The sequence below is a fragment of the Microbacterium sp. LRZ72 genome (assembly GCF_033792225.1).
Taxonomy (GTDB): domain Bacteria; phylum Actinomycetota; class Actinomycetes; order Actinomycetales; family Microbacteriaceae; genus Microbacterium.
Map to the genome: position 1 here is coordinate 26,598 of NZ_JANGEX010000001.1, position 20,625 is coordinate 47,222.

Annotated in this window: 21 protein-coding genes and 1 pseudogene; 14 read left to right on the forward strand and 8 right to left on the reverse strand. The window is 69.4% G+C overall.

Annotated features, from left to right (window positions below):
* Positions 1-176: 176 nt before the first annotated feature.
* A pseudogene (locus tag M4I32_RS00065) lies at positions 177-1,636 on the reverse strand (ADP-ribosylglycohydrolase family protein).
* A gap of 96 nt (positions 1,637-1,732) precedes the next feature.
* Between M4I32_RS00065 and M4I32_RS00075 the strand changes: the two are divergent.
* Positions 1,733-2,398: an NUDIX hydrolase gene (locus M4I32_RS00075; RefSeq protein ID WP_319032449.1), complete on the forward strand. Its 666-nt coding sequence runs from the start codon at positions 1,733-1,735 to the stop codon at positions 2,396-2,398.
* A 41-nt stretch (positions 2,399-2,439) separates the two neighbouring features.
* Here the strand turns inward: M4I32_RS00075 and M4I32_RS00080 are convergent, their stop codons facing one another.
* The gene (locus M4I32_RS00080) at positions 2,440-2,580 is read right to left on the reverse strand and encodes a hypothetical protein (RefSeq protein WP_319032450.1); all 141 of its coding nucleotides are present in this window, start codon (positions 2,578-2,580) and stop codon (positions 2,440-2,442) included.
* A gap of 67 nt (positions 2,581-2,647) precedes the next feature.
* Positions 2,648-3,967, reverse strand: a complete 1,320-nt coding sequence (locus M4I32_RS00085; protein WP_319032451.1) for a hypothetical protein — start codon at positions 3,965-3,967, stop codon at positions 2,648-2,650.
* Between the two features lie 494 nt (positions 3,968-4,461).
* Here M4I32_RS00085 and M4I32_RS00090 point away from each other — a divergent pair, with 494 nt between their 5' ends.
* From M4I32_RS00090 to M4I32_RS00100, 3 genes are read left to right on the forward strand one after another with little or no spacing between them, the layout of a single operon-like run.
* Positions 4,462-5,655, forward strand: a complete 1,194-nt coding sequence (locus tag M4I32_RS00090; RefSeq protein WP_319032452.1) for a 3'-5' exonuclease — start codon at positions 4,462-4,464, stop codon at positions 5,653-5,655.
* Between the two features lie 40 nt (positions 5,656-5,695).
* Positions 5,696-5,947, forward strand: a complete 252-nt coding sequence (locus M4I32_RS00095) for a type II toxin-antitoxin system prevent-host-death family antitoxin (RefSeq protein WP_319032453.1) — start codon at positions 5,696-5,698, stop codon at positions 5,945-5,947.
* Complete coding sequence (locus M4I32_RS00100; RefSeq protein ID WP_319032454.1) at positions 5,944-6,204, forward strand: Txe/YoeB family addiction module toxin; 261 nt, start codon at positions 5,944-5,946, stop codon at positions 6,202-6,204. Before M4I32_RS00095 ends, M4I32_RS00100 begins: the two co-directional genes overlap by 4 nt.
* 458 nt (positions 6,205-6,662) lie before the next feature.
* Here M4I32_RS00100 and M4I32_RS00105 read toward each other — a convergent pair whose 3' ends face one another.
* Positions 6,663-7,661, reverse strand: coding sequence for a lytic transglycosylase domain-containing protein (locus M4I32_RS00105; protein ID WP_319032455.1), 999 nt, complete (start codon positions 7,659-7,661; stop codon positions 6,663-6,665).
* 139 nt (positions 7,662-7,800) lie between these two features.
* Complete coding sequence (locus M4I32_RS00110; RefSeq protein ID WP_319032456.1) at positions 7,801-8,169, reverse strand: DUF2200 domain-containing protein; 369 nt, start codon at positions 8,167-8,169, stop codon at positions 7,801-7,803.
* A 64-nt stretch (positions 8,170-8,233) separates the two neighbouring features.
* Between M4I32_RS00110 and M4I32_RS00115 the strand changes: the two genes are divergently transcribed.
* Both M4I32_RS00115 and M4I32_RS00120 read left to right on the forward strand, forming a co-directional pair.
* Positions 8,234-8,932, forward strand: a complete 699-nt coding sequence (locus M4I32_RS00115; protein ID WP_413466765.1) for an NUDIX hydrolase — start codon at positions 8,234-8,236, stop codon at positions 8,930-8,932.
* A 210-nt stretch (positions 8,933-9,142) separates the two neighbouring features.
* A complete protein-coding gene (locus M4I32_RS00120) occupies positions 9,143-9,925 on the forward strand; it encodes an alpha/beta hydrolase (RefSeq protein WP_319032457.1) in 783 nt (260 codons plus the stop codon).
* A 121-nt stretch (positions 9,926-10,046) separates the two neighbouring features.
* On the opposite strand, the gene M4I32_RS00125 is transcribed toward M4I32_RS00120, so the two are convergent.
* Together M4I32_RS00125 and M4I32_RS00130 are read right to left on the reverse strand one after the other, a co-directional pair.
* The gene (locus M4I32_RS00125) at positions 10,047-10,355 is read right to left on the reverse strand and encodes a HigA family addiction module antitoxin (RefSeq protein WP_319032458.1); all 309 of its coding nucleotides are present in this window, start codon (positions 10,353-10,355) and stop codon (positions 10,047-10,049) included.
* Positions 10,355-10,633: a type II toxin-antitoxin system RelE/ParE family toxin gene (locus tag M4I32_RS00130; protein ID WP_319032459.1), complete on the reverse strand. Its 279-nt coding sequence runs from the start codon at positions 10,631-10,633 to the stop codon at positions 10,355-10,357. Before M4I32_RS00130 ends, M4I32_RS00125 begins: the two co-directional genes overlap by 1 nt.
* A 231-nt stretch (positions 10,634-10,864) precedes the next feature.
* On the opposite strand from M4I32_RS00130, the gene M4I32_RS00135 reads away from it, so the two are divergent.
* The 8 genes from M4I32_RS00135 to M4I32_RS00170 all read left to right on the forward strand — a co-directional run bounded on the left by M4I32_RS00135 (position 10,865) and on the right by M4I32_RS00170 (position 19,086).
* Positions 10,865-11,317 (forward strand): nucleotidyltransferase domain-containing protein, encoded by a 453-nt coding sequence (locus M4I32_RS00135; RefSeq protein WP_319032460.1) that lies wholly within the window; start codon positions 10,865-10,867, stop codon positions 11,315-11,317.
* Positions 11,314-11,646: a DUF86 domain-containing protein gene (locus tag M4I32_RS00140; protein WP_319032461.1), complete on the forward strand. Its 333-nt coding sequence runs from the start codon at positions 11,314-11,316 to the stop codon at positions 11,644-11,646. The genes M4I32_RS00135 and M4I32_RS00140 overlap by 4 nt, the downstream gene beginning before the upstream one ends.
* A gap of 69 nt (positions 11,647-11,715) precedes the next feature.
* Entirely contained in the window at positions 11,716-13,146 is a 1,431-nt protein-coding gene (locus tag M4I32_RS00145) for a DUF3375 domain-containing protein (protein WP_319032462.1), read from the forward strand.
* Positions 13,143-13,733, forward strand: coding sequence for a DUF4194 domain-containing protein (locus M4I32_RS00150; protein WP_319032463.1), 591 nt, complete (start codon positions 13,143-13,145; stop codon positions 13,731-13,733). Before M4I32_RS00145 ends, M4I32_RS00150 begins: the two co-directional genes overlap by 4 nt.
* Positions 13,726-17,097 carry an ATP-binding protein gene (locus M4I32_RS00155; protein ID WP_319032464.1) on the forward strand — a complete coding sequence of 1,124 codons (3,372 nt, stop codon included), beginning with the start codon at positions 13,726-13,728 and terminating at the stop codon, positions 17,095-17,097. The genes M4I32_RS00150 and M4I32_RS00155 overlap by 8 nt, the downstream gene beginning before the upstream one ends.
* The gene (locus M4I32_RS00160) at positions 17,094-18,248 is read left to right on the forward strand and encodes a Wadjet anti-phage system protein JetD domain-containing protein (protein ID WP_319032465.1); all 1,155 of its coding nucleotides are present in this window, start codon (positions 17,094-17,096) and stop codon (positions 18,246-18,248) included. The genes M4I32_RS00155 and M4I32_RS00160 overlap by 4 nt, the downstream gene beginning before the upstream one ends.
* 47 nt (positions 18,249-18,295) lie before the next feature.
* Positions 18,296-18,754, forward strand: a complete 459-nt coding sequence (locus tag M4I32_RS00165; protein ID WP_319032466.1) for a helix-turn-helix domain-containing protein — start codon at positions 18,296-18,298, stop codon at positions 18,752-18,754.
* Between the two features lie 65 nt (positions 18,755-18,819).
* Positions 18,820-19,086 carry a DUF86 domain-containing protein gene (locus tag M4I32_RS00170; RefSeq protein WP_319032467.1) on the forward strand — a complete coding sequence of 89 codons (267 nt, stop codon included), beginning with the start codon at positions 18,820-18,822 and terminating at the stop codon, positions 19,084-19,086.
* A gap of 223 nt (positions 19,087-19,309) precedes the next feature.
* On the opposite strand, the gene M4I32_RS00175 is transcribed toward M4I32_RS00170, so the two are convergent.
* Positions 19,310-20,527: an ice-binding family protein gene (locus M4I32_RS00175; protein ID WP_319032468.1), complete on the reverse strand. Its 1,218-nt coding sequence runs from the start codon at positions 20,525-20,527 to the stop codon at positions 19,310-19,312.
* Between the last annotated feature and the right edge of the window lie 98 nt (positions 20,528-20,625).

The window sequence follows — 20,625 nt, forward strand, 5'->3', positions numbered from 1 at the left end:
ATAGGACATCGCGCTGGGCGATGCGGGTGTACGCGATTTCGGATGATGATCGTCGTCCGTCCGAGGTCAACAGATGTCAGGAAGGACAGGAAGGAAAGGAGGAGGCCGTGTCGGGGTAGGCAGACCGCTGTGATGAAGGCATTCGCGAGGGCATCTGTCCGCTTCCCGCGTGGCGGTCACTCTCCCGATTTTGCCAGGTGAGCGGGATCGGTGCCGTCGGCGACGATCCGCGCGACGGCTTCGCGAAGGAACGGCTGCGGCGCGAAGGCCGGCAGGGTGTCGCGCACATCGTCCCACGCGCGCTCAAGCGGGATGCCGCGGTGGCGCGCCCCATAGAGCGCGGCCACCGCGGCGGTGCGACTGCGGGCTTCGGCGCAGTGCACGAAGACGCGGCTGCCCGACACGCGGAGATCGGCGACAGCATCCGCCGCCCCGGCGAGGACGGCGTCGAGGTTCGCGTTGCGTCCGGGCTGGTCGATCAGCCACACCTGCAGGCTCGCGCGCCCGGCGGGCACCTGCGCCGCGCCGACCCGGCAGAGCGAGACGACCGCGTCGACCTCGTCGGGCAGGCGGTCGAGGGCGGCTATCGATCCGATCCAGACGCCGTCGTCGTGTGGATGCCGGAACAGGTGGTCGTTGTGGGGATACACCGTCGCGCGCTCGGCGAGCGGCCAGCCCTCGGCATCCGCCGCGCCGCCGCGCGTGGCGAGCACCGCGAAGCGGGGCAGGTCGCCGGCGCACAGGCCCGGCCAGCCGTGCAGCACCCGGTTCCAGGTGATCGGCACTGCGCTGCCGCCCCACAGCGCACCCGCGAGCGAGCCCGCGATCGCGGCGACCGTGTCGGTGTCGTCCCCGCCCCGCACCGCGCGCTCGAGCGCGTCGACGAGCGAGTGGGCGCCCGCGATCGCGGCGAGCGCGCCCTGGAACGCCCGCACCACCCAGCCGTTGCCGTTTCGCGAAGTCACGCGGGTGTGTCCCGGGTGTGAGGGCGGCGTCGACGAGGCCCGTCCAGCGCTCGCGGCGCTCCTGCGGGAGGTGCTCCACCTGTGCTCGCACATCGAGCTGTCCGGTGAGGATCGCGTGCCGGATGCTGAGGCACCAGATGGCGCAGGCGTCGGCGTTGTCATCCTCCCAGTGCGTGAGTCGGGCGACGTCGGTCGCGGCCGCGACGAGGTCGGCGGCATCCCGATCCAGGTACCCGAGGGCGACGGGCCCCGTGCGCATGAGGGAGCCGTTGCCCGCGCTGCGTCCCGACTGCGCGTGCGCGGCGCGGGCGGTGTGGAATGCCTCGTGCGCGCTCGGGTCGTCCGACAGGCGGCCGAGCACGCTGCGGGTGGGCGCCGACGTCGCGGGCGGTGCGGGACCACCCGATCCAACGCCCCGTGATGCGGTCGAGCGTGCCCGGATCATCGAGTGACTCTCCTGCCGAGAGCGCCTGCAGGATCGGCATCGCCATGCTCGTGTCGTCCGTCCACTCGCCGAGGGCGTGCCCGAAGCATCCGCGCCCGAACTCGACGGGGGTGCCGTCGGGGAGTGAGGGGCCGAGCTCGTACTGCGAGCCGAGGGCATCGCCGGCCGCGGAGGCGAGGACGGCGCCGACGGCGCGGTCGAGCTGGAGGGCGTCGAGTCTGGTCATGGTGGCTCCCGGGATGTGTCAGGCGCTGCGTGGTCGGTTGTGGGACGAGTGTGCACCTGACCTCCGACATTGCGCAATCATGCGTAAAATCGTCGCATGTCGTCATCCGGGCCCGCGTATCGCGATCGCTCGGGGCGCACGCTCGCGGAATACCCGCGTCCCTCGGTGGCCGTCGACACCGCGGTGCTCACGATCGCCGGAACCGGGGCGTTGGCGGTGCTGCTGGTGGCGGACGGTGACGGTGCGGCGAGCGCGGGTTCAGGTTTGCGGCTGCCGGGCACGTTCCTCCACGAGGGCGAGACGCTTTCGGCCGCCGTCTTGCGCTCGATGCGTGAGAAGGCCGGAGTGCCGGGTCTCGCGCCGCGACAGCTGCACGTATTCGACGATCCCGCGCGCGATGAGCGCGGGTGGGTGCTGAGCGTTGCGCACCTCGATGTCGTCCGGCGTGAGCGGATCTCGGCATCCGCACGCGCTCGGCTCGTGCCGGTCGACGCCGTGCCGGCGCTGCCCTTCGATCACGGCGTGATCGTGGGATTCGCCGCTGAGGAGCTGCGCGTCGCGTATCGCGGGCGCCCCGACCCGTGGGGGCTCGTCGATCGGCCGTTCACGATGCGCGAGCTGCGACGGGTACACGAGGCCGTGGCGGGCGAGCGCTTGCTGCCCGATACGTTCCGCAGAGCGATGCTGCCGTGGCTGAGGGCGACGGGGGAGAAGGTGCAGACCGGGCGCGGCCGGCCGGCGGAGCTGTACGCCGACGGGTGAACGTCGGCCGCGGGCGAGTGCTGCGTTGTCGCCGGCGTCGTCTAGTTCACGCCCGACCCCATCGCCATCAGAATGTCCTGGTCCGTCCACTTCTCCGAGGGCTGGCTGTGATTGGTCAACCACTCCTGACGATCCTCCGGTGCCAGTGTCCCCGCCTGCAGATCCGTCTCCTGCGTGCTCATGGTTGTTTCCTTCCTGGGTGTCGGTTCGACGCGTGCGCTTGGCCGGGATTCGGTTCAGCCCGCTCGGTCAGGAGATGAGGGTCTTCTCGGTCACAAAAGAATGTTCGCCTGTTTCGTCCTGCCAGTACACCAGGGTGGGCGCCGTGACGGCGTGGTCCGACTTCGGGGTTTCAAGTGCCTGCCGCGTCGCCTTCGCGGACGCGATGAGAGAGTGGAACTCGTTCATGATCTTTCGCTCGCTCTCCATCGTCGACGTGTAAGCGGCTTTGAGCTTGGCCAGTTCCCTCTCAGCCGAGGCGCCTTCTCCGCCGAAGATGCCGGGGAGGCTCCTCTTGGCCCATTTCATGTCCTGCAGCTTCGCTTCGAGTTCGAGAATCTCGTCCTTGATCGCCTGAGAGCGCTCGAGCAGGTCCTCCCAGAACTCGATACCGTCGTCGATCCTGACCTTCAAGTGCTCCATCGACGAGTCGACGGACTTCGGGTTCTCCTGCATGTCCACACAGACGCGCAGGTAGGCAATACGCAGATCCAGGAACGACGCGAGCATCGCGCTGTGGGCGTCGTAGTTGGCATGGTGCACATCGGTCAGGTCTTCGACGTTCGTGACGGACCGCGCCTCGACCAGCTGCCGGAACCTCGCCGCAAGCGCCCTCACGTCACGTTCCGCAAGCGCCAGGCGCATGAGCATGTCGTTCGAGAAGCAGCCCTCGAGGTTGTACTGCCGGTAGACGTCGTCGACGATGACGGATGCCGCGAGCAGCTCGCCCGCGTGCGTCGCCTCTATTCTGGCGAGGGTCCTGTCCAGGGTGCTCTTGATCGTGTCGAGCTTTCGATCGACCTGCTTGAACTGCTGCATCATCACCGCGGTATTCAGCGCCTGGATCGCGAGGATCGGCGCTACGACGGGGAGCGAACTGGCCACCGCGAGGAACGGGGCCTGGGCGACGATTCCGCCGGTACCCATCACAGCGCTGCCGACGCCGATACCCAGAGTCATGAGTGTGGCAGGATTCGCCGTCGCCATGAACAACGTGGACGAGAACGCCGCCGACAAGGCGGTCGCCCCGGTTGCTGCTCCCGCGACGGCGATGGACATCGCACCCTGGGGCGACACCGCTCGTGCGTCGGCGACGTAGCTTCCCGTCGCCAAGTAGCCGTCTCTGAGACTTGCGATCATCTGCTCGCGCAGCTGGCCTTGAAATTCGAACACCGCCAGCTCAGAACCTTCGGTGCCCAGGCGTCTCACTGCGACCTCTTGAGGCGACTGTTCTTGCGACGTAACCATGCAACTCCTTTTTGTCGTCAGCCTAGTTGGCGCCCCGCGGCTACATCCGACCGCGGGGTGGGCTGGAGGGGCGTTAGCAGTGAGCGCCGTGGCGGCATCCACCGGAGCGTGGGGTTTCACCGGGGACGAGCGGAGAGCGCTCCGAATCCGGCAGGAGCGGACTATTCGCCGAGTACCTGACGGTCCCACACGGGTGCCCGCTCGTTCGCATCGCGGAACGTCGGGACACCCGACTCCGCCAATAGGCCCGCGCCGGTCATGACGACGATCTCCGAGTTCAGGGGGCTCGGATAATCGGCCGCGCGATGAGACAAGTGTCGTGAACCGTCGCGTGTCGACGCGTGTACAGCACGAAGGCCGGGAAGCATACGCTCGCCCGGCCTCCGCCTTTGGCAACTTGCCTACTCGATGGCGACGAAGACCTTGTCGGCCATCATGCCGGGACGCACGGCGATGACACCGTCAGCGGGGCTCGGGACCGTAGCACAGACCACCGATTGCTCGACGATCACGCTCAGCTCCTGGAAAGGTCCGAGCGCCCCGCTACCCTGACAGGCAAGGACCGGGGAGGGGCCATTGTGAGTCGTGGGTTCGCAGTGATCGATCTCGAGACGACGGGGCTGTTCCCCGAACAGCACGACCGGATCGTCGAAGTCGCGATCGTGCATGTATCGCCCGACGGGATCGTCGAAGGGGCGTGGGAGACGCTGGTGAACCCGATGCGTGACATGGGAGCGCAACGCATCCACGGCATCAGCGCCTCCGCCGCGTCCCGCGCTCCGGCCTTCGAAGCGGTTGCTCCCGACCTCGGGCGACTGATGCGCGGACGCGTGCCCGTCGCGCACAATGCGCGATTCGACGCGCGATTCCTTGGTCACTCGATGACCACAGTCGGCGAGTTCTGTCCCGATACCGACCGCTGGATGTGCACGATGCAGCTCGCCTCGACCTTTCTGCCGGGCCGGCGTTCGCTTGCAGACTGCAGCGCCGCGATCGGTTCGGTGATCGAGGACGCGCATCGTGCCTCCGCTGATGCCCTCGCCACGGCGACCCTGTTGCGTGCGTATATCGGTGCCGGACACGACCCGGCCTGGTGGGATGCCTGGCTCCGCTCGGCGGGGGAGGGTCCGCTCACCGTCGAACATCCCGTCGGATGGATTCCTCGCGAGGCGGCGGATGCTGCACCCCGATCGATCCTGGAACGCTTGCCTGTACGCGTGGACGCGGGATCCGATGACCGTGCGCTCAACGTCGACTACCTCGCGCTCCTGGACCGGGTTCTGCTCGACCAGCACATGTCGACGACCGAGGCCGACGACCTCCTCCGTTTCGCACAGGGGATCGGCATGTCGCCGGCGGGAATGCGGCGCACGCACCGTGCCTACTTCGACGGCCTCGTCTCGGCAGCGTGGGCCGACGACGAGCTGACGGCGCGTGAGTGGGACGACATCCAGGCGATCGGCGGTGTGCTCGAGATCGAGGCCGACGTGATCGCGAGTGCTGCCGCTCAGCCGGCAGTGGCGGCGCCGAGCTTCACATCGAGCTTTCGGCTGGCGATCGGCGACACCGTGGTGGTGACGGGCGCGACACGGCGGGATCGTGCCGAGTGGCTCGCGATCCTGGACGGCATGGGCTTCGTCGCGAAGGACAGCATGGTGAAGACGGCGAAGGTCCTCGTCGCCGCCGACGCTGACTCGATGTCGAGCAAGGCCAAGAAGGCGCGTGCGTGGGGGATCCCGATCATCACCGAGGACGGGCTGGAGCGGATGCTGGGACTGGAGCAACCCTGAGTGGTACACTATCCGGTACATTCCACTTTTGGGGGTCAACATGTCCGCAATCACCGCTACCGAAGCTCGCAAGACTCTGTTCGGCCTCATTCAACAGGTCAATGACGATCACACGGCCGTGGAAGTCGTCTCGAAGCACGGCAATGCGGTCATCATGTCGAAAGACGACTACGAATCGATGGCCGAGACTGCTCACTTGCTGCGCAGCCCCGCCAACGCGGAGCGCCTGCTTGTGGCGATGGAACGCGCGCGGCGCGGCGAGTTCGAGCAGCACGATCTGATCGACGCGTGACGCGCGCGCTGTCGTTCGACCCGCACGGGTGGGAGGACTACGTGTACTGGCAGACCCAGGATCGGAAGACCCTCAAGCGCATCAATCAGCTCATCGCTGACATCCTCCGAGACCCGTTCACCGGTATCGGGAAGCCGGAGCAGCTCCGGCATGTGCTGTCGGGGGCGTGGTCGCGACGGATCGATTCCGCCAACCGCCTCGTGTACTACGTGACAGATGATCGCATCGTGATCCTGCAGGCGCGCGAACACTATTGATCGTCGAGCGCTACATCAGCGTCGCCGCGACCGCCCAACTGCCGAACGTGCCGCCCCCCGCAGCGCCGAGGTCGAGAAAGTATGCGGCTACACCGCAGGCGACCCACGCCAGGACGAACCAGTTCGTGAGCCGGAGCCACCGTACGGCACCCGGGCGGGGCCACCCGCGCGGGACGCGTAAGTCGGCAGGCGCACGATCACGTCTCTGGGACCAAGCCCCCGGGCAACAGGCTGACCGTGACCTATCGGCAGATCGCGCACGCCGATCCGCGCCACGCCGATGACATAGAGCGGGCTGCGGGCGTCCGCTTCAGGGTCCGCCCGGCGCAGAAAGACCGGTGACCGCGGCGGCGCGCCGGGCGCCGCGGCGAGGGGCACCGGCGCGCCGTCGTTCAGCCGGTCTTTCGGCTCAGCAGACCCGTCCGGGCGGGCGGGCCCGCCGCCCTACGGCATCCGGATCAGTACCAGCCGACCGACTGCGAGTGCGACCAGGCGGCACACGGCGAGCCGTACCGGCCATCGATGTAGCCGAGGCCCCACCGGATCTGTGTGGCGGCGTTGGTCTGCCAGTCGGATCCTGCCGACGCCATCTTGCTGCCGGGCAGCGCCTGGGGGATGCCGGTGGCTCCGCTCGAGGCGTTGTAGGCCTCGACGCGCCAGCCGGACTCCTTGTTCCACAGCGACACGAGGCACGAGAACTGGTCGCCGCCCCAGCCGAAGCTGCTGAGCATGCCGCGCGCCGTCTCCTGCGCGGCGCCCGGGTTGCCGCTGGCGACGACGGGTGCCGGTGCCGGCGCCGGGCTGGATGCTTCGGCGGCTTCGGTCTCGGCAGCCGCTTCGGCCTCGGCCTGGGCAGCGGCCTCGGCCGCGGCCTCCGCCTCGCGTCGAGCCTCTTCGGCCGCCTCTTCTTCGGCCTTCTTCTTCTCCGCCGCCTCGAGGCCGGCGGCCAGCTCGTCGACGTGCTCGTCGATCGACGCGACCTCGACGGTGACGTCGTCGGTCAGATCGGGCACGAGCGGGGCGGGCAGCAGGTCGGCGGCGTCGAGGCGCTGCACCGCGGTCGCGAGTTCATCGGTGTCGACGGTCGTGTCGACATCGCCCAGGTCGAGATCGGATTTCTCGATGTCGTCGACGACCTTCTCTGCGGCCTCGAGCACGGCCTCGGCATCCTCGAGTGCGGTGCGGACTCCGGTCGAGATCTCGTCGGTGCCGTCTTCGCTGATGATCGGCGTCGGCTGCGATGTGAACGACGCGAGTTCCATGGTCGGCGTCGCGGCGGATGCCGCCACCTGGCCCTGCGCCTGTGCCTGCGAGACCGGCGCGGTGGTGGCGAACGCGCCGGCGGCGACGAGACCGAATGCGAGGCCGGTGGCGACAAGCGCGGAACGGCGGCGGGCGCGGCGTTCGGCGATGCGGCGAGTGCGGCGGGCAGAGGGAACGGGGGAGTTCGAACGCATGAGAACCGGATTTCGTGTCAGTGGAGATGCGCGCCGCCCCAGCGGCGCCCTGCATCCGCGCGTGCGGACAACAAAGCACCGACCCTCTCACGTCGTGGCTGTGCGCTTCCGGTGTGTTACCTGGATGAGCGGTGAGTGGCTAATTGTCAGCCGGCGCGCTTCCGCGCAGGATTGAGCTCATCTTCTTGCCCCTCGCCACCTCGTCGACGAGCTTGTCCATGTACCGGATCTGCTGCATCAGCGGGTCTTCGATCTGCTCCACCCGCAGCCCGCAGATTACGCCGGTGATCAGTCGGGTGTTCGGGTTCATCTGGGGCGCCTCGGCGAAGAAGGTGCGCAGATCGACCTCGTCGTCGATGGTCTTCTGCAGGCCCGCGTCGTCGTATCCGGTGAGCCAGGTGATCACTCGGTCCACCTCTTCGCGGCTGTGACCCTTGCGTTCGGCCTTGGTCACGTAGAGCGGGTGGATGCTGGCGAAGCTGGTCGTGAAGATGCGGTGTTCGGCCATGCGGGCGAGCCTAGTCGCAGGGAGGGTCGGATTCCCGGCGTACCCTGAACCGGTGCGCAGCGAAATGACGTCGCAGAACGCGCGGGACGAACTCGTCGCCCTCGCCGGTGACATGACGCGCGGGGCGACGCTCGCGCCACGATTCGGCCCCGCTCCCGTGGGCGGGCGCGAAGCCGCCGTGCTGGTGCTGTTCGGCGTGCTCGACGCGCTTCCGAGCGACCACCGCGCCCACGACGCGGCGGTGTCGCGCGACCTCGACGTGCTGCTGCTGGCGCGGGCGTCGACGCTGCGGGCGCACGCCGGTCAGGTGGCCTTTCCCGGTGGTCGGCTCGACCCGGAAGACGCCGGTCCCGTCGCCGCCGCCGTCCGCGAGGCCCGGGAGGAGACGGGCCTCGACCCGGCGGGCGTGGAGGTGCTGGGCACGCTCGACCGGATCCCGCTGGCGTTCTCGCAGCACGTGGTCACGCCGGTGCTGGCCTGGTGGCGGCATCCTTCGGCCGTGCGCGTCGTCGACGAGGCGGAGTCGGCCGACGTGTTCCGGGCGCCGGTGGCCGACCTGCTCGACCCGGCGAACCGCGGCGTCACGGTGATCCGGCGGGGCGGGCAGGAGTTCCGCGGCCCCGGATTCCTCGTGCGGCATACGGCCGGTGAGCACCTGGTGTGGGGGTTCACCGGGATGCTGCTCGACGGCCTGTTCGACCTGCTCGGGTGGACCGAACCCTGGGACGCGACCCGCGAGCTGCCGCTCGTGCTGACCGACTGAGGGAGGCTCCTTCATCTGCCGGTCGCCAAGAAACGTCGCCCGGTGGAGGCGGAGGCGACATTCTTCGGCGACCGGTGGAGGGGGCTGGTGCGCGGGTCGCCAAGAAAGGTCGCCTCGAAGCCGTGCAGGCGACGTTCTCTGGCGACCCGCCGGGGAGGAGTAGCGCACGATCGGGTGCAGCGTCCCGGCAAGGCGGCGTAGCCTCGCGCTATGGACGAGGTCGTCGTCAACGGGCTGCGCATCGCCTATCGGCAGCGGGGCAGCGGGCCGCCGCTCGTGCTGCTGCACGGCGGGTTCGAGGACTCCCGGGCATACGATGCGCAGATCGAGCGCCTGCATCCGCACGTCGAAGTGTTCGCCTGGGACGCGCCCGGCTGCGGCGGCTCGGACGACGTGCCGGCGGGCTGGGATGACGCGGACTGGGCGCGTGCGGCATCCGGATTCATCCAGGCCGTGGGCCTGCGGGCGCCGGCCGTCGCGGGATTCTCGCTGGGGTCGATCATCGCGCTGCTGCTCGCCCGCGACCACCCGCGCTCGGTGGGCGCGCTCGTGCTCGTCGGCGCCTACGCCGGGTGGGGCGGGTCGCTCGCCCCGGACGCCCTCGCGGAACGCATCGCCGCCGCCCGCTTCACGATGCAGCATCCGGTGCACGAATGGGCCGACGCGTTCGTCGACTCGGTCTTCGAGTCGGATGCCGCGCCAGAGCGCCGCACGCACGCCCGTGGCCTGCTCGCCGACTGGCGCCCGGCCACCACGGCCGCGCTGCTCGAGGTGATGGTGGGGGATTTCCGGCCCGCGCTGCCTGACATCCTGGCGCCCACCGCCGTGGTGCGCGGCGCGCGGGACGCGCGTAGTCCGCTCGCCACCTCGCGGGAACTCTGCGAGTTGCTGCCGCGCGGCCGCCTCGTCGAGATCGCCGGGGCCGGGCACGACTGCGCGGGGCCCGAACTCTACGGGATGCTGGTGGCAGCGGCGCGCGAGGCCGCGGGGTGAGCGCTGCTGTCGCGCCCGCGGGCCGCCAGAAAACGCTGCCTGGGGCTCCGAACGCGACGTTCTGTGGCGGGACTCCTGGACCGGATGGGTCCGGGCCGTCAGTCGGCCTGCTGAGCATCGCTCACGGCACCGCCGCGACGTCCAGTCGGCCGACGCCATCCAGATCGATGCGCTGGCGTGCGCGCCACAGGTCATGCGCGTCCTGCATCGACAGCCAGCTCTCGGCGCTGCGCCCCAATGCCTTCGACAGTCGGAGTGCCATCTCGGGGGTGACTCTACTTGACCCACTCAACACGCGGCTCAAAGTCGATGCGGCGATGCCCAACTGTGCGGCGAGTGCGCGGCCACTCACACCGAACGGTTCGAGATACACGTCGCAAATGAACTCTCCGGGATGCGGCGGGTTGTGCATCGGCTTCAGCTCGTCCATCAGTGATAGTCCTCGTAGTCCAGAACGTGCGCGTTCCCCTCACGGAACTCGAACGTCACCCTCCAATTGCCGTTCACAGTGATCGACCACCGTCCTGCCATGGAGCCCTTCAGTGGATGCATGCGAAATCCCGGAATATCCATGTCGTCGATCGACTGCGCCGAATCGAGCGCCGCGAGCTGCATCCGCAGTCGTTTCGCGTGATTCGGTTGCACGCCCGCAGCGCTGCCCGTCTCGAACAGCATTCGCAAGCCCTTGTGTCGGAAGGACTTGATCACCCCTTTACTGTAGCATGATGCGCAACACGCACTGGCAGGATCACTCGGGTCAGAGATCGAGAAAGTCGCCGAGCCACATGCGCACCGCGTCGAGGTGGCCAGCGGTCACGTGACCGTCGACGCCGGTGATGCGCGCGCGAGAGGGGTGCGGGGATCCGGGTGCAGGCGAGGCTCGGCGAGTGATCTAGCAGATGTACACTTAATTGTACGTTTATTCGCGAAGGAGCTGCCGTGGCCGACGTCGTCTCGATCGCCGAAGCGCGCGTCGCGCTGTCGCGGCTCGTTCGACGGCTTGCACAAGATCCCTCAGCGGAACCGGTCATCATCGGCTCGCATCGCAAGCCCCAAGCGGTGCTGACCTCGTTCCCACGGTCCGGCGGGCACGATGAGGAAGTGCCCTCGCTCGAACACCTGCGCGCCGTCGCGCCCCTCATTCACCGCCTTGCGGCGCTTTCGCGTCTTGCTGAGGTGCGGGTCTATGGCTCGGTTGCTCGCGGCTCGGCCGACGACGCCAGCGACGTCGACCTGTTGGTGACTGCGCTGCCCGACGCGACCTTGTTCGACGTCTCGCAGTTCGAGATCGACATGGAGATGCTGCTGCGGCATCCCGTATCCGTCGTCACCCAGGGTGCGCTCGACTCGCGGCGCGACGCGACGATCCTGGCTGAGGCGCTGCCACTGTGAGGGACGACGAACGCGTAGAGCGCTGGCTGGAGGACCTTGCGGGAACGCTTCGGCGCGCTGCCGATCTCGCCGAGCGGGGACGCGACAGTTATCTCGCGGATCCGGCGTTGCCGCTCGCGTTCGAAGCGTTGAGCAACCGTGTCGGGGACCTGGCGAAACGTCTGCGCACGGCTGATCCCGAACGGTTCGCCGACCCGATCTGGGCCCAGGCAGCGCGCAATCGCGACTTCGTCGTGCATCACTACGACCGCATGGACGCCGATCTGCTCTGGCGAACGGTCACGATCAGCTTCGTGCGTCTGGCCCAGGTCGTGGCTGACGAACAATGACTTCGGCCCTCAGCCGGAGGGCCGGCGACGGCGTTGGCGTCGGCGCTCCCGCGTACCCTGGTCGCAGCCATGGATACCGACGAGATCGAGCGGCTGCGTGACCGCAATCCCGCGTGGCGGCTGCTGCGCGCCCGCAACGCGCCGCTCGTGCTGTCGTTTCTGGGGCAGCGGTTCATCGACGAGAACCGGGGAGCCATCGCGGCCGACGAGCTGGCGTCGAGTCTCGACGACCACCTCCATCAGCTGCACCTCATCGACCCCGAACGGTATCCGTCCGATCCGGCGGCCTATCTCGAGGACTGGGCCGCGCCCGAGAGCGGATGGCTTCGCCGGTTCTACCCGGCGCGCTCGGATGAGGTGCACTACGAGGCGACACCGGCGCTCGAGAAGGCCTATCGCTGGATCGAGAGTCTGCAGGCCCGCGAGTTCATCGGCACGGAGTCGCGGCTGCACACGCTCGTCGACCTGCTCCGCCAGATCGTGCACGGTTCCGAAACCGACCCCGAGGCCCGCATCGCCGAGCTGCACCGGCGGCGCGAGGCGATCGACGCCGAACTCCACGAGGCTGAGAGCGGCAGGTTCGCGGTGCTCGACGACACGGCGCTCCGCGAGCGGTACCAGCAGTTCTCGAGCACCGCACGCGAGCTGCTCTCGGATTTTCGCGAGGTCGAGCAGAACTTCCGCGTGCTCGACCGCTCCGCGCGCGAGAAGATCGCCGCCTGGGAGGCCGGCAAGGGCGAGCTGCTGGCGGAGCTGGTCACCAGCCGCACCGACATCGCGGCATCCGACCAGGGACGCAGCTTTCAGGCCTTCTACGATTTTCTGCTCTCGGAAGACCGGCAGGACGAGCTCGCGACCCTGCTTGGACGCGTACAGGGGATGCCGCAGGTCGAGGCCGATCGGCGGCTGCGCCGCGTGCATCACGACTGGGCGGATGCCGCGGAGCGCACCCAGCGCACCGTGCGCACCCTGTCGGAGCAGCTGCGCCGATTCCTCGAGGATCAGACCTGGCTCGAGAACCGTCGCGTGCTCGACCTCGTGCGTGCGGTGGAGGCCGCCGCCCTCGCAGTGCGCGAGAGCCCGCCTCCGGCGAACGACCTCGGGCTCGTCGTCGACGAACCCGGCGTGCCGATCACCCTGCCGATGGAACGCCCCCTGTACGACCCGCAGCCGGCGGTCGAGGTCGATAGCATGGTGGCTCCCGAGCCGGCGGAGAAGGCCTCCCTCGATGCCCTGCTCGGCCAGCGCTTCGTCGACACGGCACGGCTGGTCGAGAACATCCGCGCCGTGGTGCCGCCCCGCACGACCGCCGCGCTCGACGACATCGTCACGCTCTACCCGATCGAGGAAGGGGTCGCCGAGGTGCTCGGATACCTGGCTCTGGCGGAGGACGACATCTCGGTGCACGTCGGGGACGGCGACATGACGGTTGACTACCAGGACGCGACGGGGACGATGCGCCGGGTGCGGATGCCGAGGGTGACGGTGACGCGGCGGTGAGGTCTCCCGAGGAGCATGCGGTCGCGACCGCGATCATCACGCTGATGCGCGAGGTCGTCTACCGCGAGGTCGGAGCGCACGAGTCCATCTGGGCGACGCTGGAGCGTCACCACGGTGCCGTGGTCGACCATTTCGGATCGATCGGGATCGACGTCGTCGTCGATGAGATCGAGGGGTACGCGTATCTACGCACACGCGACGAGGAGGACGGCGAGGATGCGCTGCCGCGCCTCGTGCGCCGGCGCAGCCTGACCTACAACGTCAGCCTGCTGCTGGTGCTGCTGCGCAAGCGCATCGTCGAGTTCGAATCCGCCGGGGGCGACGGCAAGCTCGTGCTGACGCGCGACCAGATGGTCGAGATGCTGCGCGTCTTCCAGGCGACCTCGAGCAACGAAGCCCGCATCATCGACCAGGCCGACCGCACGATCGACGCCGTCGCGCGCCTGGGCTTCCTGCGGGAGCTGCGCGGGCAGGGCGGCGTCTGGGAGGTGCGAAGGATCCTGAAGGCCTACGTCGACACGCAGACCCTGTCCGATTTCTCCGGGCGCCTCTCCGTGTACGCCGGAATGAAGGATGCCGATGACTGACACCCTCTTCTCGAACCTCGACGTCGCGACATCCGCGCACACGCGCACGGGCTATCGCCTGCGCCGGGTCGAAGTCTTCAACTGGGGCACCTTCGACACCCACGTCTGGACGCTCCGACCCGACGGGCAGACCACCCTGCTCACCGGCGACATCGGCAGCGGCAAGTCCACCCTCGTGGACGCCATCACGACGCTGCTGCTGCCGGCACACCGCATCTCGTACAACAAGGCCGCGGGTGCCGATGTGAAGGAGCGCACCCTGCGCAGCTACGTCGAGGGGCACTACAAGTCCGAACGGAACGAGGTCACCGGAGCGTCGCGGCCCGTCGGACTGCGCGATCACCGGTCGTACTCGGTGATCCTCGGGGTGTTCGCGAACGAGGGCTTCGACGAGACGGTCACGATCGCGCAGGTGTTCCACCAGAAGGACCGCGCCGGTCAACCCGACCGCTTCTTCGTGACCGCGGCATCCGACCTCGCCGTCGCCACCGACTTCGCCGACTTCGGTGCCGATCTCAAATCGTTGCGCGCGCGGCTGCGCCAGGGCGGGGCCGAGATCGACAACACGTTCCCCGACTACCACCGCCGTGTGCGTCGGCTGCTCGGCATCCGCTCGGAACAGGCGATGGAGCTGTTCCACCAGACGGTGTCGATGAAGTCCGTCGGCAACCTCAACGACTTCGTGCGCGGTCACATGCTCGAACCGGTGGATGCCGGGGACCGCGTGCGTGCGATCGTCGACCACTACGAGCATCTCGTGAAGGCGCACGAGGCCGTGCGCACCGCGACGGAACAACTCGCGCTCCTCACACCCCTCGCGGCGGCGGCGGACAAGTACGACGCAGCCGCGGAGCGGCACCGGACGCAGACGGACGAACGCTCGGCGGTCGTGCCCTACATCTCGGAACGCGTGCAGGAGCTGCTGGTGACCGAGATCGCCTCTCGACGCGATGACGTCGAGGCGCTGGAGCGAAGGAAGAGCGACCTGGCTGCCGCGCGCGACGCCCTCGTGCCCGCGCGCGACCGACTCGTCCTCGAGCGCGCAGGGGTCGGCGGAGACCGTCTGGCGGCGCTCGACAGCGAGATCCCCCGCGCGGCCGGACGCGTGGAGGATCGTGCGGAGCGACGGCGGCGGTACGGCGACCACCTCCAGAACGCCGGGCTGGCACCCGTCGACACCTCCGACGAGTTCCGCGACCGCGACGAGCAGGCGGCGGACGCGCGTTCGCGACTGCAGGCGCAGCGGGATGCGCTGCGGGCCCGGCAGGATCCGCTGCTCGAGAGAAAGGCCGACGTACGCCGCGCGGCATCGCTCGTCGCGACCGAACTCGACGGCCTGCGCTCCCGCCGCAACAGTCTCCCGGCCGACCTCGACGACGTGCGACGACGGCTGTGCACGGCGTTGCGCACGACCGAGGACGAGGTGCCGTTCGCGGGTGAGCTTCTGGACGTCCGCGACGAGCACGCCGAGTGGCGCGGTGCGGCGGAGCGCGTGCTGCGGGGGTTCGCGCTGTCGATGCTCGTGCCTCAGCAGCGGTACGCCGAGGTGTCGCGGTGGGTCAACGACAATCGACTCGGCGCCCGGCTGGTCTACCTGCGGGTCGCGGAACGGCGCGTGCGGACGGTGCCCTCGGGCGGTGCGGACGGGCCGCGACTGAGCGATGCGATCGTCGTCGAACCGGGCCCGTTCAGCGAGTTCCTCGCCGGTGAGCTCGCACAGCGCGCCGATCACCGTTTGGCCGAGACGGTGGCGCAGCTGCAGCGGGAGGACCGTGCCGTCACGCGCGAGGGGCTCGTCCGCGACCGCGACCGTCACGAGAAGGACGACCGCCGCGCGGCGAGCGACCCGCGCGGGTGGGTGCTCGGACGCGGCAGCGAGCAGAAGATCGCGGCCCTCGAGGCCGAAGCATCCGACCTCGCCGCGCAACGGGCCGACATCGAGGCGGCGCTCGTCCGGATCGATGAGGAGAGCGCAGCACTCACCGGTCGCGCGAGCGCCCTCGCGGCCCTCGCCGAATACACCGCGTTGAGCGAGATCGACGTCGAGGGGGCACGGGCCGAACTGGGGGCGCTCGAGCAGGAGCGGCAGTCGCTCGAATCGGGGTCGTCGCCGCTGGCCGAGATCAACCGCCGGCTCGACGCGCTCGACGAGGAGAGCGCCCGCATCGGCGACGACCTCGAGAGCGTCGTGTCGGACATCGGGGGCGCGCAGCGCGACCTGACGGGTTTCGAGAAGCGGCAACGACACGAGCAGGATGCCGTCGCGGCGATGGGCGCGGAGGTGATCGCCCGGGCACGGGAGTTCTACCCGGCCCTTGAGCAGCGGGCCACGCGGTCGGCGGTCCGCACCGTCGACGACGGGGACGCGCTGCGCGAGAACCTGATCGCCGCACTCACCAGCGCCATCGAGGGCGCGCAGCGCGAGATGAACGGCTACACCACCAGCATCCAGCAGCAGATGAGCGAGATCCTGCGCCGATGGCCGCACCTGCGGTCCGAGATGGATGCGAGCGTGCACTCGATCGGCGACTTCCGCACGATGCACGCCCGGGTCGAGCGCGACGACCTGCCGCAGTTCGAGAAGGAGTTCCGGCACCAGCTGAACACGAACGCGGTGCGTGAACTCGCGCAGTTCCACAACTGGCTGCGGCGACAGGCCGAGGAGATCCACGCGCGGGTCGACCTGATCAACGAGGCGCTCGGCGCGATCGACTACAACCCCGGGCGCATCATCGTGCTGGTGCCCGAGAACACGGTGAACCAGGACATCCGACAGTTCCGCGGCGACCTGCGCGAGGCGACGTCGGACGTGCTGACCCCGGGCGACACCGACGCCGAGGCGCGCTTCGAGCAGGTGCGCGAGCTGATCGAACGGTTCAAGGGGCGACCGAACCACGCCGACAGCGACCGGGCGTGGCTGCGACGCGTCACGGACGTGCGCAACTGGTACACCTTCGCCGCGAGTGAGCAGGACCGTCGCACCGGGCAGGAGTACGAGCACTACACGGACTCCGACGGCAAGTCTGGCGGGCAGAAGGAGAAGCTCGCGTACACGATCCTGGCCGCATCCCTCGCGTACCAGTTCGGCTTGGAATGGGGTGTCGAGCGGTCGCGCGACTTCCGCTTCGCCGTGATCGACGAGGCCTTCGGCCGCGGATCGGACGCCTCGACCCGATACGCCCTCGAGCTGTTCGAGAAGCTCGGACTGCAGCTGCTGATCGTCACCCCGCTGCAGAAGGTACACGTCATCGAGCCCTACGTCAGCGCGATCGGTTTTGTCGACAACCCGACGGGCGCCGCCTCGCGTGTGCACACCCTGACGATCGAGGAGTTCCGCGAACAGCAGGCCGCGGCGCGGCGATGAGCGACCCGGCATCCTGGACCGGAGTGGCGGGAATCGCCGCCGCCGTGCGTCGTCGCTGGGACGACGGGTCGCTGCTGCGCGCATGGGCCGGCGGGGAGCCGTTCCCGACCATCGAGGTGCCGCTGCGGCGTCCGACGGCGGCGGACCTCGGCGAGCATTTCGACGCGGCCCGCGCGTGGGCCGACGGGGTCTACCGCGGCGGACGCGACGGCCGCGCCTACGACGTGGTGCGGGGTGCGATCGGGGGCCGCGCCGCGGGACGCACGGAACTGCCGGCACGTGCGATCGTGTCGACCTTCGTGCAGGCCTGGCACCTGCTGGGCGCGGCGGCGGACGCCGACGCCTACGCGGCGCTGGTGGCCGCGGCATCCGATGATCTCCCGGCGCGGGAGTGGGCTCTCGCCCATCCCTCGCGCGCGATCGCGGTCGCCGCGGACTGGCGGACGATGCTCGCGGCCTACCGCTGGCTCGATGCCAATCGGGGGAGTGGGTCGTATCTGCGGCAGGTGAGCGCCCCGGGTGTGGACACGAAGTTCATCGAGCGGCACCGCGGTGTGCTGGCGGCGATGCTCGGGGTGCCCGGATCGGCGGCCGGGTTCGCCGCGTCGCTGGGGTTGGCGGGCAAGCCGTTGTCGGTGCGGCTGCGTTGCGATCCCGTTGTGCTGGGGTTGCCGGAGGGGCTCACCGAGGCGACGCTGCGGCGCGACGAACTCGCGACCCTGCACGTGCGGCCGCGGATCGTGCTGATCATCGAGAACGAGATCACCTATCTGAGCGTGGCCGTGCCCGAGGGAGGCCTGGTGATCTGGGGGCGGGGGTACGACGTCGACACCGTGGCGGGCCTGCCGTGGCTGCACGGTGCCGATGTGCACTACTGGGGCGATCTCGACACGCATGGCTTCGCGATGCTGAACCGCTTGCGATCCTCGTTGCCGAGCGTGCGCTCGGTGTTGATGGACCGTGAGACGCTCCTGCAGCACGAAGACCGATGGGGACACGAGTCGGCGCCGACGTCCGTGGCGCTGGATCGTCTGGACGAGGACGAGTCCCGGCTCTATGCCGACATCGTGTCGGACCGGTACGCGCCGGCCCTGCGTCTGGAGCAGGAGCGGATCGACTGGGCCTGGGTGCGCGAGCGTCTGCCGACGTGAGTCGAGCGGAATCTCGTCCTTGATATCGCGGCGCTATCATCGTCTTCATGGCGAGCGAACTGGGCGAGCAGCTGCGCGGACGACGGGAGCGGAGCGGGATGAGCCAACGCGCTCTCGCGCAGGCCGCCGGCATCCCGCAGCCAAACATCGCCGCCTATGAAGTCGGGCGCCGGGTGCCGAGCGCGACGACCCTCGCGCGTCTCGACGCCGCACTGGACGTGCCCACGTTGGCGGACGTGCGAGACGCGCGTGATGCGCTGCTCGCTGCGGCCACCGCCCGCCGGCTGAGCAACGTGCGCGTGTTCGGCTCGGTCGCGCGAGGCGAGGCGGGTTCGGGGTCGGACGTCGATCTGCTGGTGCACCCTGCGATCGATGCGTCGCTGTTCGACCTTGCGGCGTTCATGGATGAGGCGCGCGACATACTCGGTGTCGCGGTCGACGTCGTCTCGGACAGGGCGGCCGGGGCCGTGACCGACGCCATCGCGAGGGATGCGGTGCCGCTGTGAACGAGGGCGAGCGAACGGCGGCGATTCTGTCGGACATCCGGCGGTTTGGTGTGACGGCTCGACGGGTGGTAGCGCGCGGCTCCGAGGCGTTCGCCGATCCCCTGATCGACGATCAGCGGCGTATCGCCCGTTCGCTGATCGTCGACCTCTCCGCCGCAGCGGACCGTCTGCCCGAGCAGTTCCGGTTGCGGCATCCGGAGGTCGACTGGCGGGGGATTCGCGCAGCCCGGAACTTCATCGCGCACGATTACGCCGGCACCGACGATCGCATCCTCTGGCAGGCGATCGCCGTCGAGTTTCCGCGCATCCTCGTGGCGCTCGGGCTGCAGTAGTCGCGGTGCACGGGTCGCCAGAGAACGTCGCCTCGGAACCGCGGAGGCGACGTTCTGTGGCGAGCGGTGAAGTGTGGGGTGGCCGGGACCGCAGAGTGAGGTGTCGAGGGCGACCGCGGGTCGCCAGAGAATGCTGCCCCAGCGCTGCGGAGGCGACATTCGGTGGCGACCCATCGAAAGCTGACCGATCGGGCGCGGGCGGGGGAAGAGCCCGGCCGCGATGTCAGCGAGAAGTGCCGGCGCCTGCCGGCGCACGGCGGCGGAGCGGGCGGAGCAGCAGCAGCGCCGCGCCGAGCGTCGCGAGCGACACGGCCAGCAGCGGGGCCGCGCCGGCATCCGAGCCGCTCGACGCGAGCAGCCGCGCCGCTTCGCCGGGCGCCGTGTCGTCGGGACTGCCGGGGGCAGGCGTGGCGTCCGGCGCCGCCGGGGCGGGCGTATCGCCCTCGGCGGCCGCGATGACGAGCGAGTAGTCCGCCGTCGCGTCGGGCGCTGTTCCGTTGCTCGCGGTGACCGTGAAGTCGGAGGTGCCGGATGCCGTGGGCTCTCCGCTGATCGTCCCGGTGACGGCATCCAGGGCCAGGCCCGCCGGCAATGCGCCAGAGGTGACCGTGAAGGTCGGGGTGGGCGTGCCCGACGCGGTCACCGTGTGCGTGTAGTCGGTGCCGACCTCGCCTGCCGACGGCTCGTCCGACGTGATCTCGGGACTGCTGGTGACGGTGCCGGGAGCGGCGTCACAGCCGGTGGGGGCGATGATCGTGTTCGTGTCGAGTGTGACGGCGGCTGTCCGCGCAAGCAGACGGCCCGTGATCGTCGCCGTGGTGTTCGCCGTGACCGACTGGGCCGCCATGACCGTTCCGACGAACTGGGCGCCGGTGCCGATCGTGGCCGAGCTGCCCACTTGCCAGAACACGTTGCAGGCGCTCGCGCCACCGGTCACCGTGATGATCGAGCCGGACCCGATGGTGAGGGTGGATGCCGCCTGGAAGACCCAGACCGACTCCGCGGTGCCGGCGAGCGTGAGCGTCCCGTTGAGCGCGAGCTCGCCGCCGGAGTACACCCCGGGCGTCAGAGATTCTCCCGCGAGCTCACCGAGTCCCGTCTCTTGCGGAGTGAGGCCGGCGGCGACGTTGTAGGCCGTCGTGAGGTCGATCTGCGCCTGCTCGGCGGTCTCGTCCGCGACATACGTCGTGCCGTTGACGATGCCGGGCGGAAAGCCGGTGACCGACGTCAGCGGGCTCAGCCCCACATCGCCGTCGAGCACCGAGGTGCCCGTGTTCGTGACGGTGGATGCCGCGAGCACCGAGAACGATTCGGCCGTGCCGAGCCCGATCGGACCGTCGATGGTCGTGGCGGCGGTCGCCGTCGTGGCGGGCGCGAGGATCAGGAGCAGCCCCACGGCGCTGACAAGGAAAAGGCGGACGGGCGTCGTTGTACGGACCACGGTGCGGGCCCTTCCGATGGGGAGGGGCATCGTCCGTTCGACGGGGGAAGACGGATGTGCACCTGTTGGCAGGTTTAGCACGGATGTGGCGCGGATGG

Excerpts from the sequence above, each read along its gene's own strand:
- M4I32_RS00075 (WP_319032449.1), top strand. The coding sequence starts at position 1,733 with ATGTCGTCATCCGGGCCCGCGTATCGCGATCGCTCGGGGCGCACGCTC.
- M4I32_RS00080 (WP_319032450.1), bottom strand. The coding sequence starts at position 2,580 with ATGAGCACGCAGGAGACGGATCTGCAGGCGGGGACACTGGCACCGGAG.
- M4I32_RS00095 (WP_319032453.1), top strand. The coding sequence starts at position 5,696 with ATGTCCGCAATCACCGCTACCGAAGCTCGCAAGACTCTGTTCGGCCTC.
- M4I32_RS00105 (WP_319032455.1), bottom strand. The coding sequence starts at position 7,661 with ATGCGTTCGAACTCCCCCGTTCCCTCTGCCCGCCGCACTCGCCGCATC.
- M4I32_RS00110 (WP_319032456.1), bottom strand. The coding sequence starts at position 8,169 with ATGGCCGAACACCGCATCTTCACGACCAGCTTCGCCAGCATCCACCCG.
- M4I32_RS00115 (WP_413466765.1), top strand. The coding sequence starts at position 8,234 with ATGACGTCGCAGAACGCGCGGGACGAACTCGTCGCCCTCGCCGGTGAC.
- M4I32_RS00120 (WP_319032457.1), top strand. The coding sequence starts at position 9,143 with ATGGACGAGGTCGTCGTCAACGGGCTGCGCATCGCCTATCGGCAGCGG.
- M4I32_RS00125 (WP_319032458.1), bottom strand. The coding sequence starts at position 10,355 with ATGGACGAGCTGAAGCCGATGCACAACCCGCCGCATCCCGGAGAGTTC.
- M4I32_RS00145 (WP_319032462.1), top strand. The coding sequence starts at position 11,716 with ATGGATACCGACGAGATCGAGCGGCTGCGTGACCGCAATCCCGCGTGG.
- M4I32_RS00155 (WP_319032464.1), top strand. The coding sequence starts at position 13,726 with ATGACTGACACCCTCTTCTCGAACCTCGACGTCGCGACATCCGCGCAC.
- M4I32_RS00160 (WP_319032465.1), top strand. The coding sequence starts at position 17,094 with ATGAGCGACCCGGCATCCTGGACCGGAGTGGCGGGAATCGCCGCCGCC.
- M4I32_RS00165 (WP_319032466.1), top strand. The coding sequence starts at position 18,296 with ATGGCGAGCGAACTGGGCGAGCAGCTGCGCGGACGACGGGAGCGGAGC.